Source organism: Kitasatospora sp. NPDC056184 (genome assembly GCF_042268405.1).
Lineage (GTDB): Bacteria > Actinomycetota > Actinomycetes > Streptomycetales > Streptomycetaceae > Kitasatospora.
The window spans coordinates 79839-92352 of record NZ_JBHJUI010000029.1 but is presented as its reverse complement, the minus strand read 5'-3'; the positions used below and the strand labels follow the sequence as shown (position 1 = coordinate 92352).

Below are 12514 nucleotides of genomic sequence, written 5' to 3'. Positions count from 1 at the left end.
CGTCCAGGACGCCCGCCCGCGCTCCGCCGTCGGGGCCCCGGGGCCGCCCCGCCGACGTGCCGCCCCGCGGCGGCTGCCCTAGCGTCGCGGGGAGGACGGCCGCCGGCCGGTCCGCCCGCCGCCGCGTACGCCGAGGAGCCGCGCCATGACCAGTCCGACCGAACGCCGGCGGCTCGGCCGGGACGCCCGCGACCGCATCCCGCGCTCCGCCCACGGCCGCTGGATCCCCGCCGCCGACCGCCCCGACCCGCTGGACGTGCTGGCCCAGCAGGCCGAGGACCGGCTCACCGACCTCAACCCGATCCGCTACGGCCGGATGGCCGACTCCCCGTTCGCCTTCCTGCGCGGCGCCGCCGCCGTGATGGCCGCCGACCTCGCGGCCGTCCCCGAGACCGGTATCACCGTCCAGCTCTGCGGCGACGCCCACCTGTTGAACTTCGGCGTGTACGCCTCCCCGGAGCGGGCGCTGCTCTTCGACGTCAACGACTTCGACGAGACCTACCCCGGCCCCTTCGAGTGGGACGTCAAACGGCTCGCCGCCAGCGTGGCCGTCGCCGCCCGTGACAACGGCCACCCCGAGGAGCAGGTCCGCCGGGCCGCGCTCACCGCCGCGCAGGGCTACGCCCGCGCGATGCGCCGCCTCGCCGGGATGGGCGAACTCGACGTCTGGTACGCCCGGATCGACGTCGAGGACATCCTCCCGCTGGTCCGCAAGAGCCGCCGCAAGCGCGTCGAGGCGACCCTCGACAAGGCCCGCCGCCGCACCAGCCTGCAGGCCTTCGACAAGCTCACCGAGCAGGGCGAGGACGGCCGCCGCCGGATCATCAGCGACCCTCCGCTGCTCGAACCCGTCCCGCGCGACGAGCTGCGCCGGGTCGGCAAGATCTTCGACGACTACCGGGCCACCCTCGCCGAGGACCGCGGCATCCTGCTCGACCGCTTCCGGACGGTCGATGTCGCCCGGAAGGTGGTCGGCGTCGGCAGCGTCGGCACCCGCTGCTTCGTCCTCCTGATGGAGGGCCGGGACGAGGGCGACCCGCTGTTCCTCCAGATCAAGGAGGCCGGGCGGTCCGTCCTGGAGGCGCACCTGCCCGCCGCCCGCCCGGACGCCGAGGCCCCGGTGGTGCACGGCGGGCACCGCGTCGTCACCGGTCAGCGCCTGCTGCAGGCCGCGAGCGACATCTTCCTCGGCTGGACCACCGGCCCGGCCGGGCGGCACTTCTACGGCCGCCAGCTGCGGGACATGAAGGGCTCCGTCGAGATCGCCGGCATGACCCCCCGCGACCTGCGCGGCTACGCGGACCTCTGCGGCCGCGCCCTCGCCCGCGCGCACGCCCGCTCCGGTGACCGGCTCGCCGTCGCCGGGTACCTCGGCGGCTCGGACACCTTCGCCGAGGCCGTCGCCGACTTCGCCGTCCTGTACGCCGACCGGACCGCCGCCGACCACGCCGCGCTGCTGGCGGCGATCGACACGGGCGCGCTGACGGCGCGGCGCGGGGTCTGAGGGGTCCCGGGTCCGTCCCTGACGGCCCTACGCCCCGACCGCGCCGAGGATGCGGTCGGCGACCAGCTCCGGACAGTCGCTCGTCAACGCGTGGCCCGCGCCGGGCACGACCTCCACCCGCGCCGAGGGCAGCAGCCGGCCGATCCGCCCGGCGACCGCGCGCGCGTCGTGCAGGGCGCTGCGCTCCCCGAGCAGGAACAGCGCGGGCCCGTCCAGGCGGCGCAGCTCCTCGTCGGAGAAGACCGGCGGCACCGGGAGCACGCGGCGGAACCCCGTCGACGCGCGCATCAGGCCCATCAGTTCGGTCTCCAGGACGGTGCTGTTGCCGACCAGCCGGGCCAGCCGGGGGCGCAGCGGCCGGGGCGCGGCCGCCGCGAGCCCGCCCGCGATCAGCCAGGCGTAGAACCGCGGGCCGAGGCCGGCGAAGCCGGCGGGGTCCAGCAGGGTGAGGGAGGCGGTCCGGCCCGGGTGGTGGAGCCGGTGGCTGAGGGCCAGCCAGCCGCCGTACGAGCAGCCCACCAGGTGGGCGGCCGTCGTGTCCAGCCCGGTCAGCACCTCCTCCAGCCAGGCGGCGCCGTCCCGGCCGTCGGCGATCGGCGCGCTCTGCACGCTCGCGCCGGGCTCGCCGACGGTGTCGACGGCGACGACCGGGCGGTGCCGGGCCAGCGCGTCGACGTAGCGGTGCCACATCAGCGCGTTGCCGCCGGAGCCCGGGAGCAGCACGACGGGTTCGCGCCCGCCGTCGTGCGCGCCGTGCCGCGGCCCGGTTCGGTAGAGGCGGGTGGTTCCGAAGGAGGTCGGGAGGTCGATCGCCGTGCGCGGGCCGGGCCAGAGTTCCGCCAGGGTCCGCTGGTAGGCAGCGTCGAACCGCTGCCGCGCCCGGTCGTTCCTGAACGCGCTGATTCGCATGGTACAGGTGTATCACGGCATGATACGGGTGTACCAGAGAGGTGGGGCCATGACTGCGCGGACCGATCACGAGGAACGCCGGCGGGAGATCGCCGAGGCACTGCTGCGGATCGCCGACACCCAGGGCCTCCAGTCGGCCAGCATGCGGGTGGTCGCCGCCGAGGCGGGCGTCTCCCTGCGCCTGGTGCAGTACTACTTCACGACCAAGCAGGGACTGCTGCTGGACGCCCTGACCAGGCTCACCGCCCAGCTCCAGGCCCGGATGGAGCGGTGGATCGCCGAGGCCGCCGGCTCCCCGCCCACCCCGCGCGGCATCGTCACCGCGATCCTCTCCTGCGTCCTGCCCACCGACCCGGAGAGCCGCCGGATCACCAGGACCTTCGCCGCCTACTACACCCTGGTGCTCAGCGACCCCGAGGTGCTGGAGAAGCACGGCGCGCGGCAGCCCGAGGTGCTGGAGGGCTTCCTCGCGAAGCAGCTCCGCGCCGCCCAGCAGGCCGGGCAGATCGACCCCGGCAAGGACCCCGAGGTCGCCGCCGCCGGCCTGCTCGCCATGGTCAACGGCCTCGGCTCCAGCGTGCTGGGCGGCCAGCGCACCGGTGAGGCGGCGCTCGCGATCCTCGCCCGCCATCTGGACGAGCTGTTCCTGACGCCCTGACGGCGCACACGCCCTAGCTCAGCAGCCAGTCCCGCGTGCGCTCCATCACCTCGGCCCGGCTCCGCCCCGCGTGGTCGACGTCCACCAGGTGGTACCCGATCCGCAGCGTGAACGACACGAACGCCCGCACCTCCACGTCCTCCGGATCCGGGCAGAACGCCGCGTACAGCGACCGCAGGTACGCCATCCGCCGGTCGTCCACCCGCCGTAGCCGCCGGGCCACCGCCTCGTCCCGCCGCGCCCACTCCCGGATCGCCAGATCGGCGGCCATCCCGGTCGCCGGCCCGTCCGCGACCTTCGCCACGATCGTGAACAGCCGCCCCAGCCGCGCCCGCGCGTCCCCGCCCTCGCCCTCGACCCGCTCGATCACCCCGTCGGTGACCGTCCGCTCCCAGGTGTCGAGCATCTCGGTGAGCAGCGCCTCCCGGTTGCGGAAGTACCCGTAGAACCCGCCCTTGGTCACCCCGAGCGCCTGCGCCAGCACCTCCACCCGCACGGCCTCCGGCCCGCCCCCCGCGAGCGCCCGCAGCCCCTCCTCCACCCACCGCTCCCGCGGCGTCCGCGTCACACCCATGCCCCTCACCGTACCGGGGCCGGCCTGGAGGCCCACCTCCGTGGCCACCTCTTCCTGGCTCGCCGAGCACCGGGAACCCCGCCGGGGCGAACCGCTGCCGTCCCTCTGGCGCCTGCGCCGCCGGGTTGTCAGAGGTCCGTGCCAGGATCCGGTGCCATGCTGGAGATCACGGTGCGGACGGAAGACGACGAGAGCCACCCGCGGGTGAGCGCCGAGGCGCTGGCGGAGCTGGTCGGGCGGATCGGGGAGCGGAAGGACCGCTTCCTGGTGGTCGAGCGGGTACCCGACGAGCCGGACGTCTACGTGCAGGTGTGGCACGAGGAGGGCGGCGACTACACGTTGGAGCACCGGGACGGCGGTCCGGACAGGCACTTCCAGGTGCTGCTGGACGACCCCGAGCCGGTGATCACCGCCATGACCGCCTGGGCCCGCCGCGAGCCCGGGTGGGGCGAGGGGCTGGAGTGGGAGGCGCTGGAGCTGGGGTAGCCGGGCGGCGGGTCGGCTCATCGGCCTGGTGACGGACGGAGTTGAGGACGGCCGGTCCACTGATCCAGGCCTCTCCCCGCCCCTGACTCCAGGGGTGCGGTGGCCCGGTTCCGTGACCTCGTGACGCCCTCCCCGGAGACGGCACCCACGTCCGGGAGGGCGGCGGCACCGGCTGCGCCCCGCGGCCCCGTTCCGGGCGGCCGTGCTCAGGGGCCCGGGGTGAGCAGGTGCAGGGCCGCCGGGGCGGCGGTGACCTCGATCGGGAGGTGGGCCATGAACTCGCCGTCGGCGTAGGAGGTGATGCCGGGGGAGGCGAGGCGGAGGGAGGTGGTGCGGTAGGTGGTGACCTCCGGGTGGTGGATGTGGGTGCCCTTGAGGAGGGTGGGGAAGAAGCGGGCGATGCGGTGCCGCGGCATGGCGTCGACGAGGGTGACGTCGAGGAGGCCGTCGGCGGGGTCGGCGTCGGGGCAGATGAGCATGCCGCCGCCGTAGCTGCTGGTGTTGCCGACGGCCGCGAGGGTGAGGTGGCGGCTGATCTCGGTGCCGTCGGCGAGGGTGACCCGGAACGGCAGGGGGCGGAGGTTGGCGAACTCCACGGCGATGGCGAGGTGGTAGCGCATCCGGCCGCGCGGCCAGCGCAGGCGGTTGGTGCGGTCGCTGACGAGGGAGTCGAAGCCGCTGGCGAGGACGGAGCCGAACCAGCGGGTGGTGCCGTCGGCGGCGGTGATCCGGCCGAGGTCGACGGTGCGGGTGTGGCCGGCGGCGACGACGTCGGCGGCGGCCTCGGGGTCGTCCCGGGGGAGGCCGTGGGCGCGGGCGTGGTCGTTGCCGGTGCCGGCCGGGATGACGCCGAGCGGGGTGGCGGTGCCGGCGACGGCCTGGAGGCCGAGGTTGATCATGCCGTCGCCGCCGACCACGACCACGGCGTCACAGGACCCGACGGCGTCGCGGGCGAGCGCGAGCGAGTCGGCGGCGGAGGCGCCCGCCCGGGCGTCCACGGTGATGCCGTGGTCACGCAGGCGGGCGGCGGCGCGGAGGGCCGCCGGCTCGGCGTGGCCGGCGGCCGCCGCGGGGTTGGTGAGGAGAACGACGCGGGCGATGGTTCTCCGGCCGCTCATGGGATCAGCTTGCCGGGGTTGAGGATCCCGGCCGGGTCCAGCTCGGCCTTGACGGCGCGCAGGATCCGCACACCGACCTCGCCGATCTCGGCGGCCATCCAGGGGCGGTGGTCGGTGCCGACGGCGTGGTGGTGCGTGATGGTGCCGCCGGAGCGGACGATGGCGTCGCCGGCGGCCCGCTTGGCGGTGGCCCAGCGCTCCAGCGGCTCCTCGCCGAGGGCGGCGACCACGGTGAAGTAGAGCGACGCCCCGGTCGGGTAGACGTGCGAGATGTGGCACAGCACCAGGGCGCCGGGCAGGGCCTCGGTCAGCGCGGCGGTGACGGCGAACCGCAGGGCGGGCAGCTGCTGCCAGCTGGTCGCGGTCTCCAACGTCTCGCACAGCGCGCCCGCGTCGAGCAGCGCGTCGCGCAGGTAGGGGGCGTTGAACCGGCCGTGCTCCCAGGCCCGGGCGGGCGTCTCGCCGAGCGAGCTGCCGCCGGCGGCGAGCAGGGCGGCGCGGGTGAGCTGGTGGCGGGCGGCGACCTGCTCGGCGGTGCCCTCGAAGACGGTGACGGCCAGGCAGCCGGTCACCGCGGGCTCGCCGCCGATCTTCTCGGTCATGGCGAGGTTGACCATGGTCTCGGCCTCGTCGGAGAGCCGGAGGACGGTCGCTCCGGTGCCCTGCTGCTCGACGGCGCGCAGCGCGGCGGTGCCGGTGGCGAAGTCGGGGAACGACCAGGCCTCGTACGCCTTGACGGCCGGCACGGGGTGCACGCGCACCCGCACGGCGGTGATCACGCCGAGGGTGCCCTCCGAGCCGAGGAACAGTTCGCGCAGGTCGGGGCCGGCGGCGGAGGCGGGGGCGCGGCCGAGGTCCAGCACGCCCGCCGGGGTGACGACGCGCAGTCCGCGCACCATCTCGTCGAACCGCCCGTGGCCGGCCGAGTTCTGTCCGGAGGAGCGGGTGGCCGCGAAGCCGCCGATGGTGGCGTAGCGGAAGCTCTGCGGGTAGTGGCCGAGTTCGAAGCCGTGCTCGGCGAGCAGGGCCTCCGCGGCCGGGCCGGTGAGGCCGGCGCCGAGCAGGGCCTCGCCGGAGGTCCCGTCCAGGTCGAGCAGCTGGTCGAGGCGGCGCAGGTCGAGGGAGACGACGGCGGCGAAGGCGCCGCGCTGCGGCTCCAGCCCGCCGACGACGCTCGTCCCGCCGCCGAACGGCACGACGGCGATGCGGCGCTCGGCGCAGACGGCGAGCAGCGCGGCGATCTCCTCCTCGCCGCCGGGCAGCACCACCGCGTCGGGCGCGTCCTGCGGCTCGCGGGAGCGGCGGCGCAGCAGGTCGGGGGTGGACTTGCCGCCGGCCCGGGGGAGGCGGTCGGCGTCCGCGGTGCTGAGGTGCGCCTCGCCGACGACGGCGGCGAGCGCCGCGAGGTCGTCGGGGGTGAGGGCGGACGGCCGCAGGACGACCTCCGAGACGTCCGGGCCGGGGGCGGCGTCGCCGGTGACGCCGAGGGCGGCGGCGAGCAGGCCCTTGATGTCGGCGGACAGCTCCTTGGCGAGGCCCGGGTCGCCCCAGGCGTCCCACTTCATCGGGGGGAGGGGCAGCGCGGCCGCACCGGCCGGCGCTGCTTGCTTCTCGGGGGTCATGCGTTACAGTTTTACACATCATGTCAAGTAGTAACGATGCCCTCGGACAGTCGGCCGAACCCCGCGGAACCGACGACGCGATCCTCGACGCAGCCGCCGAGCTGATCGTCCAACTCGGCGTGGGCCGAACCCAGTTGGCCGAGATCGCGCGCCGCGCCGGGGTGAGCCGGCCGACCGTCTACCGGCGCTGGCCGGACGTGCGGGCGGTGATCGGCGCGCTGCTCACCCGCGAGATCGGCGCCACCCGGGACGCCGTCCGGCTCACCGGCACCGACCGGGCCGCGTTCGTCGACGGCGTCGTCGAGGTGGCCGTCCGGCTGCGCGACCACCCGGTGCTCGGCGCGCTGCTGCGCTCCGCCGACTCCGACACGCTCTTCGAGTACGTGGTCGACCGCCTCGGCGCCAGCCAGCGCGGCCTGCTGGAGGCGCTGCGGGCCGGGATCGCCGAGGGGCAGCGGCACGGCTCGATCCGGGCCGGCGAGCCGCTCGAACTCGCCGCGATGGTGCTGCTGATCGCCCAGTCCACCGTCCAGTCGCACCGCATGGTGGCCGCGCTGCTGCCCGAGGCGGCCTGGCGGCGGGAACTCGCCCGCGCCCTCGACGGCTACCTCGCGCCGTAACGACCACCCCCGCCCATCAGACCGTCACGGAGGCCGCAGATGACCACCACCGCCGGGCCCTTCGCCGGGACCGCCCGACTCACCGCCCGCCGCCGGGAGGTGGAGCTCGACGCGCTCGCCGCCGGGCCGGCGGTCGACCTGCTGGTGATCGGCGGCGGGGTGACCGGCGCGGGCGTCGCCCTGGACGCGGCGGCGCGCGGGCTGACCGTGGCGCTGGTCGAGGCGCGCGACCTCGCCTTCGGCACCAGCCGGTGGAGCTCCAAGCTGGTGCACGGCGGCCTGCGCTACCTCGCCTCCGGGCGGATCGGCGTGGCCCGGGAGAGCGCCGTCGAGCGCGGTGTGCTGATGACCCGCACCGCCCCGCACCTGGTCCGCCCGCTGCCTCAACTGGTGCCGCTGCTGGACGGGTTGATGAAGCCGGGGCAGGCCGCGCTGGTCCGGGTGGGCTTCCACGCGGGCGACGCGCTGCGGCTGAGCGCCGGCACCCCGGGGCGCCTGCTGCCGCGGGTGCGCCGGGTGGGCGCCGAGCGGGCCCGCGCCCTGGTGCCGGGCCTGCGCGGTGCCGGGCTCTCCGGCGCGCTGGTCGCGCACGACGGCCAACTCGTCGACGACGCCCGGCTGGTGGTGGCGCTGGCCCGGACGGCGGCGCAGTACGGGGTGTCGGTGCTGACCCGGGTGCGCGCCGAGCGGGTGACCGGGACGGGCGCCCGGCTCACCGACACCCTGACCGGCGAGTCGTTCCTCCTGAACGCCCGCGCCGTCGTCAACGCCACCGGCGTGTGGGCGGGCGAGGTGGACCCGTCCATCCGGCTGCGCCCCAGCCGCGGCACCCACCTGGTGGTCGACGCGGCCGCGCTCGGCCGGCCCGCCGCCGCGCTCACCGTGCCCGTCCCCGGCTCCACCAGCCGGTTCGTCTTCGCACTGCCGCAGCAGCTCGGCCGGGTGGCGATCGGCCTCACCGACGAGGACGCGCCGGGGCCGATCCCGGACGAGCCGCGGCCCACCGAGGCCGAGCTGGACTTCCTCCTGGACACCGTGAACACCGCCCTGGAGACGGCGCTGACCAGGGACGACGTGCGCGGCGCACACGCCGGTCTGCGGCCGCTGATCGACACCGGCGACGGCGCCACCGCCGACCTCTCCCGGCAGCACGCCGTGCTGGAGTCGCCGGACGGCGTGATCACCGTGGTCGGCGGCAAGCTCACCACCTACCGCCGGATGGCCGAGGACGCCGTGGACACCGCCGTCCGGCTGCGCGCCCTGCCCGCCCGCGCCTGCTGGACGGCCCGCCTGCCGCTGGTCGGCGCGCCCGGCCACCGCGACAGCCGCCCGGCACCGGAGGGCGAGGTGGCGGCCTCGCTGCTCGCCCGGCACGGCGGCGCGGCGGGCGAGGTGCTGGCGCTGGGGGAGGAGCGGCTGGGCGCCGGCTACGGCGCGCCGGTCGCGGAGGGCATCGACGTCAGCCGCGCCGAGATCGCCTACGCGCTCACCCACGAGGGCGCGCTGGACACCGAGGACGTCCTGCACCGGCGCACCCGCATCGGCCTCGTCCCGGCGGACGCCGAGCGGGCCCGCGCGGCCGTCGAGGAGATCGCGGCGAAGGTGCTCTGACTCCGGCCGCCGCTCACTGCCCCGTCCGCTCCGCCATCGGGTGCACGGCCCCGTCCAGCTCCAGCGCACAGCCGAGCGGCCGCTCCGCCGAACCCGTCCGCTCCAGTCGCACCGCCAGCGGCCGCGGCGGCTCCTCGGCGAGCTGCGCGGCCAGCGTGAGCGGATACACCCCGTGACCGTGCACCCGGTGGAACGCCACCTCCTTGCCGTCCACCAGCACCTCGGTCTCGGTGATCCACCCGGACCGTACGTTCACGGTGACGGAGTGCCCGCCCCGGTCGAGGTGGAAGCTGTGCCGCTGACGCATGAGGACCTCCCGCAGTGCAGCCCCGGCCAACGATCATTTTACGGCCGGAACCAGGTCGATTCCTGATGGATTGCGGCAAAAGCGGCGCTCCGGTGATCGCTAGAGTGGCGCACCGGGAAGATCGGGAGAGGGCGGATGCACCAGTATCGCGTGGTGAAGTACACGGAGGACGAGCGGACCGGGGCGGCGCCGGCGTGGACGGCCATCTCCGACATCGGCAGGTCCTTCGGCGGGGAGGTGCTCACCGAGCCGGTCTACCGGGCGATGGAGGAGTGCTACCTCGCGGCCGTCCGCCGGTTCGCGGCGGTGGACCGGGTGACCGCGCTGCGCGTCGAGGGGCTGGAGATCTACCCCGAGAGCCCGTGGTGGCAGCGCGTCGCCGACGGCGACCGGCTGCCGCTCGACGAGGCGCTCGAACTGGTGCGGTCGGTGCTCCGCGAGGACTACGTGTGGTGCCAGTTCTACGGCGACGGCGACTTCTTCGTGCACATCAGCTACGACTACTACATGTACCTCGGCGTCGCGGGCCCGCCGGAGCAGGCCGTCCTGGAGACCCGGGCCTCGGGCCTGTACGTCGACGACTTCGCATCACCGTTCTGGGACTGAGCGGCGGGAAGGCGGCAGGAGCGAGGAGTGGGGGTGGGACCGGGATGACGGCGCCGCCGTTCACCGCCGACCTGGCCGGCTGCGCCGAGGCCGTGGTGGCGGCGGCGCGGAGCACTCCGACCCGGAGGCGGAAGCGGAAGGCCCCGGAGGGGTGATGTGATGGTCCGCAACGGAAGCGGAAGGAAGCGGGACGGCGTTGCGGTGGATCAACACGGACTTCGGCTACGACGCGCTGTGTCCGGTGGAGCTCCTCCCCTCGTGGACCGGGAACGAGGCGGACGGCACGGTCCTCGACGACGTCGCGGGGATCGAGTTCCTGGGGCGGGACGTCGTCACGCTCGCCGGTGAGCCGCTCGAAGTCGCCTGGATCCCCGAGCGGTTCTCGTTCGTCCGCTGGATCTCCGCCGACGGCGACGGCGGGATCGCCGAGGGCCTGGACGCGGCCCTCGGCGATCCGTCGCGGTGGGAGCACTGCGCCGACGTGCGGCTCGGCGGGAGGTACCGGCTGATCGACTCCGCCTATCCGGGGGACTACCCGCACGCAGGCGAGAGCATCGACGTCGACCTTCCGGACGCGCTCTACCGGATCCTGTCGCTGGCACTGGAGACGCCGGACGGTGAGTTCCGCGTCGACCGGCTGGAGCCGGTACCGCCGGCGCGCGGGTAGCCCGGCCGGGGGCTCAGGCCAGGCGGCCGCCGCCGTCGACGTGAAGGACGGTGCCGGTGACGAACGGGCTGGTCATCGCGAAGTGGACGGCGCGGGTGAGGTCCTCGGTGGTGCCGGTGCGGCGGGCGGGGTTGCGGGTGGCGACGGAGTGGAGGAAGGCGGCCTTGTCGGCGCCCATCCGGTCCCAGGCACCGGTGTCGACGATGCCGGGGGAGACGGCGTTGACGCGGACGGGGGCGATCTCGACGGCGAGGGCCTGGACGAGGAAGGCCAGCGCGCCGTTGGTGGTGGCCATCACGGTGCGGGCCGGGGCGGGGCGCCAGGCGGCGACGCCGGAGAAGAAGGTGAACGAGGCGCCGTCGGGGGTGTCGGTGGCGGCCTGCGGGGCGAGGTGCTTGGCGAGCAGCAGCGGGCCGTAGACCTTGGCGGCGAACGCGCGGTGGATGTCGGCGAGTTCGAGCTCGGCGAGCGGGCCGTTGGCGGGCAGGGCGGCGGTGGAGACCAGGTGGTCGAAGCGGCCGGTGGCGGCGGCGAGGGCGGCGATGGACGCCTCGTCGGTGAGGTCGACGGGGACGACCTTCGCGGGGCCGGACAGTTCGCCGGCCGTCCACTCCAGCTTGCGCGGGTCGGGGCCGGCCAGGACCAGTTCGGCTCCGGCGGCGGAGGCGGCGTGGGCGAGGGCGCGGCCGGTGTGGGAGCCGGCGCCGACCACGACGACCCGGCGGGAGGCGAGGGGGCGGGAGGCGAGGGGGAGCGGAGAAGAGGAGAGAGCGCTGTCGGTCATGCCCACAAGGCTGCGCCGACCAGCGGTGATGCGTCCAAGGCTTGTTTTCTCCGCCCGCCATAAACTCCCTGCATGGCTACCCTCCGGCAATTCGAGTACCTGGTGACCGTCGTCGACACCGGCTCCTTCACCCGCGCCGCCGAGCTGCTGCACGTCACCCAGCCGGCGCTGTCGCACCAGGTGCGGGCGCTGGAGAAGGCGGTGGGCGGGCCCCTGCTGGAGCGGCTGCCGCGGGCGGTGCGGCTGACGCCGATGGGGCGGGCGGTGCTGCCGCACGCCCGGGCGGCGTTGGCGGACGCCGAGCGGCTGCGGGCGGCGGCCCGGCAGGCGGCCGGACTGGCGGGCGGGGAGCTGGAGTTGGCGACGGTGTACTCGGTGAGCCTGGGCATCCTGCCGCCGGTGCTGCGGGCCTGGCGGGCCGCGCACCCGGGGGTGCGGATCCGGCTGCGGGAGTTCGCGCACGCGGAGGAGCTGCGGGCGGCGATGGCGGCCGGGCAGGCGGACGTGGCGGTGGGGACGCCGCCGACGGACTGGGAGGGGCCGATCCGGGAGCTGGGGGTGGAGGAGTTCGTCCTGGTGCTGCCGGCGGAGGAGGGGCGCGGGGGAGCGGCGGCGCGCAGGGTGCCGCTGGCCTCGCTGGCCGAGCGCGACTGGGTGCACTACGCCCCCGGCAACGGCCTGGCGGACCTGGTGGACGCGGCCTGCGCGGAGGCCGGGTTCCGCCCCCGGGCGGCGGTGCGCACCGAGCAGACGGCCGCGGCGCCGCTGCTCGCGGCGGCCGGGCTGGGGCCGGCGCTGGTGCCGGCGAACATCGTGCCGGCCGGGTTCGACGGGCTGGTCCGCCGGCCCGAGCCGCCGGTGCGGCGGCCGCTGGTCGCCTACACCCGCACCAGGCCGGACGCGTTGACGGCGGCCTTCGTCGAACTGCTGGCCCGGCGGGCCTGTCTGCTGCCGGACCAGGTGGCCCGGATGTTGTCGGACGACGAGGCTTCATGATCTCTACAGTGCTGTAGATTCTTTGCCAGGGAGAGCGACCGAGGAGGGCACA

The 12514-nt window shown here is 75.5% G+C and carries 14 protein-coding genes; 8 read left to right on the top strand and 6 right to left on the bottom strand.

Annotated features, from left to right (window positions below; translation table 11 throughout):
• The first annotated feature begins 145 nt into the window (after positions 1-145).
• A complete protein-coding gene (locus ACFC0B_RS35700; protein ID WP_376095827.1) occupies positions 146-1504 on the top strand; it encodes a DUF2252 domain-containing protein in 1359 nt (452 codons plus the stop codon).
• Between the two features lie 27 nt (positions 1505-1531).
• Here ACFC0B_RS35700 and ACFC0B_RS35695 read toward each other — a convergent pair whose 3' ends face one another.
• Positions 1532-2413, bottom strand: a complete 882-nt coding sequence (locus ACFC0B_RS35695; RefSeq protein WP_376095824.1) for an alpha/beta fold hydrolase — start codon at positions 2411-2413, stop codon at positions 1532-1534.
• A gap of 49 nt (positions 2414-2462) precedes the next feature.
• Between ACFC0B_RS35695 and ACFC0B_RS35690 the strand changes: the two genes are divergently transcribed.
• Positions 2463-3071, top strand: a complete 609-nt coding sequence (locus ACFC0B_RS35690) for a TetR/AcrR family transcriptional regulator (protein WP_376095821.1) — start codon at positions 2463-2465, stop codon at positions 3069-3071.
• Positions 3072-3084: 13 nt separating this feature from the next.
• Here ACFC0B_RS35690 and ACFC0B_RS35685 read toward each other — a convergent pair whose 3' ends face one another.
• Positions 3085-3645 carry a TetR/AcrR family transcriptional regulator gene (locus ACFC0B_RS35685; RefSeq protein ID WP_376095818.1) on the bottom strand — a complete coding sequence of 187 codons (561 nt, stop codon included), beginning with the start codon at positions 3643-3645 and terminating at the stop codon, positions 3085-3087.
• A gap of 156 nt (positions 3646-3801) precedes the next feature.
• Between ACFC0B_RS35685 and ACFC0B_RS35680 the strand changes: the two genes are divergently transcribed.
• Positions 3802-4131 (top strand): hypothetical protein, encoded by a 330-nt coding sequence (locus ACFC0B_RS35680; RefSeq protein ID WP_376095815.1) that lies wholly within the window; start codon positions 3802-3804, stop codon positions 4129-4131.
• Between the two features lie 206 nt (positions 4132-4337).
• Here the strand turns inward: ACFC0B_RS35680 and ACFC0B_RS35675 are convergent, their stop codons facing one another.
• Positions 4338-5249 (bottom strand): diacylglycerol kinase, encoded by a 912-nt coding sequence (locus ACFC0B_RS35675; RefSeq protein ID WP_376095812.1) that lies wholly within the window; start codon positions 5247-5249, stop codon positions 4338-4340.
• Complete coding sequence (locus ACFC0B_RS35670; RefSeq protein ID WP_376095809.1) at positions 5246-6871, bottom strand: FAD-binding oxidoreductase; 1626 nt, start codon at positions 6869-6871, stop codon at positions 5246-5248. The genes ACFC0B_RS35675 and ACFC0B_RS35670 overlap by 4 nt, the downstream gene beginning before the upstream one ends.
• 20 nt (positions 6872-6891) lie before the next feature.
• On the opposite strand from ACFC0B_RS35670, the gene ACFC0B_RS35665 reads away from it, so the two are divergent.
• On the top strand, positions 6892-7491 hold the full coding sequence (locus ACFC0B_RS35665) for a TetR/AcrR family transcriptional regulator (protein ID WP_376095806.1): 600 nt from the start codon (positions 6892-6894) through the stop codon (positions 7489-7491).
• Between the two features lie 39 nt (positions 7492-7530).
• The gene (locus tag ACFC0B_RS35660) at positions 7531-9102 is read left to right on the top strand and encodes a glycerol-3-phosphate dehydrogenase/oxidase (protein WP_376095803.1); all 1572 of its coding nucleotides are present in this window, start codon (positions 7531-7533) and stop codon (positions 9100-9102) included.
• Positions 9103-9115: 13 nt separating this feature from the next.
• On the opposite strand, the gene ACFC0B_RS35655 is transcribed toward ACFC0B_RS35660, so the two are convergent.
• Positions 9116-9409, bottom strand: a complete 294-nt coding sequence (locus tag ACFC0B_RS35655) for a hypothetical protein (protein WP_376095800.1) — start codon at positions 9407-9409, stop codon at positions 9116-9118.
• A gap of 135 nt (positions 9410-9544) precedes the next feature.
• Between ACFC0B_RS35655 and ACFC0B_RS35650 the strand changes: the two genes are divergently transcribed.
• Both ACFC0B_RS35650 and ACFC0B_RS35645 read left to right on the top strand, forming a co-directional pair.
• A complete protein-coding gene (locus ACFC0B_RS35650) occupies positions 9545-10015 on the top strand; it encodes a hypothetical protein (RefSeq protein ID WP_376095798.1) in 471 nt (156 codons plus the stop codon).
• A 196-nt stretch (positions 10016-10211) separates the two neighbouring features.
• Positions 10212-10682, top strand: a complete 471-nt coding sequence (locus ACFC0B_RS35645) for an Imm21 family immunity protein (protein WP_376095795.1) — start codon at positions 10212-10214, stop codon at positions 10680-10682.
• Between the two features lie 13 nt (positions 10683-10695).
• On the opposite strand, the gene ACFC0B_RS35640 is transcribed toward ACFC0B_RS35645, so the two are convergent.
• Positions 10696-11466 (bottom strand): SDR family oxidoreductase, encoded by a 771-nt coding sequence (locus tag ACFC0B_RS35640; protein ID WP_376095792.1) that lies wholly within the window; start codon positions 11464-11466, stop codon positions 10696-10698.
• A 72-nt stretch (positions 11467-11538) separates the two neighbouring features.
• Here ACFC0B_RS35640 and ACFC0B_RS35635 point away from each other — a divergent pair, with 72 nt between their 5' ends.
• A complete protein-coding gene (locus ACFC0B_RS35635) occupies positions 11539-12462 on the top strand; it encodes a LysR substrate-binding domain-containing protein (protein ID WP_376095789.1) in 924 nt (307 codons plus the stop codon).
• Positions 12463-12514 lie beyond the last annotated feature (52 nt).

Excerpts from the sequence above, each read along its gene's own strand:
- ACFC0B_RS35700 (WP_376095827.1), top strand. The coding sequence starts at position 146 with ATGACCAGTCCGACCGAACGCCGGCGGCTCGGCCGGGACGCCCGCGAC.
- ACFC0B_RS35695 (WP_376095824.1), bottom strand. The coding sequence starts at position 2,413 with ATGCGAATCAGCGCGTTCAGGAACGACCGGGCGCGGCAGCGGTTCGAC.
- ACFC0B_RS35690 (WP_376095821.1), top strand. The coding sequence starts at position 2,463 with ATGACTGCGCGGACCGATCACGAGGAACGCCGGCGGGAGATCGCCGAG.
- ACFC0B_RS35685 (WP_376095818.1), bottom strand. The coding sequence starts at position 3,645 with ATGGGTGTGACGCGGACGCCGCGGGAGCGGTGGGTGGAGGAGGGGCTG.
- ACFC0B_RS35680 (WP_376095815.1), top strand. The coding sequence starts at position 3,802 with ATGCTGGAGATCACGGTGCGGACGGAAGACGACGAGAGCCACCCGCGG.
- ACFC0B_RS35675 (WP_376095812.1), bottom strand. The coding sequence starts at position 5,249 with ATGAGCGGCCGGAGAACCATCGCCCGCGTCGTTCTCCTCACCAACCCC.
- ACFC0B_RS35670 (WP_376095809.1), bottom strand. The coding sequence starts at position 6,871 with ATGACCCCCGAGAAGCAAGCAGCGCCGGCCGGTGCGGCCGCGCTGCCC.
- ACFC0B_RS35665 (WP_376095806.1), top strand. The coding sequence starts at position 6,892 with ATGTCAAGTAGTAACGATGCCCTCGGACAGTCGGCCGAACCCCGCGGA.
- ACFC0B_RS35660 (WP_376095803.1), top strand. The coding sequence starts at position 7,531 with ATGACCACCACCGCCGGGCCCTTCGCCGGGACCGCCCGACTCACCGCC.
- ACFC0B_RS35655 (WP_376095800.1), bottom strand. The coding sequence starts at position 9,409 with ATGCGTCAGCGGCACAGCTTCCACCTCGACCGGGGCGGGCACTCCGTC.
- ACFC0B_RS35650 (WP_376095798.1), top strand. The coding sequence starts at position 9,545 with ATGCACCAGTATCGCGTGGTGAAGTACACGGAGGACGAGCGGACCGGG.
- ACFC0B_RS35640 (WP_376095792.1), bottom strand. The coding sequence starts at position 11,466 with ATGACCGACAGCGCTCTCTCCTCTTCTCCGCTCCCCCTCGCCTCCCGC.
- ACFC0B_RS35635 (WP_376095789.1), top strand. The coding sequence starts at position 11,539 with ATGGCTACCCTCCGGCAATTCGAGTACCTGGTGACCGTCGTCGACACC.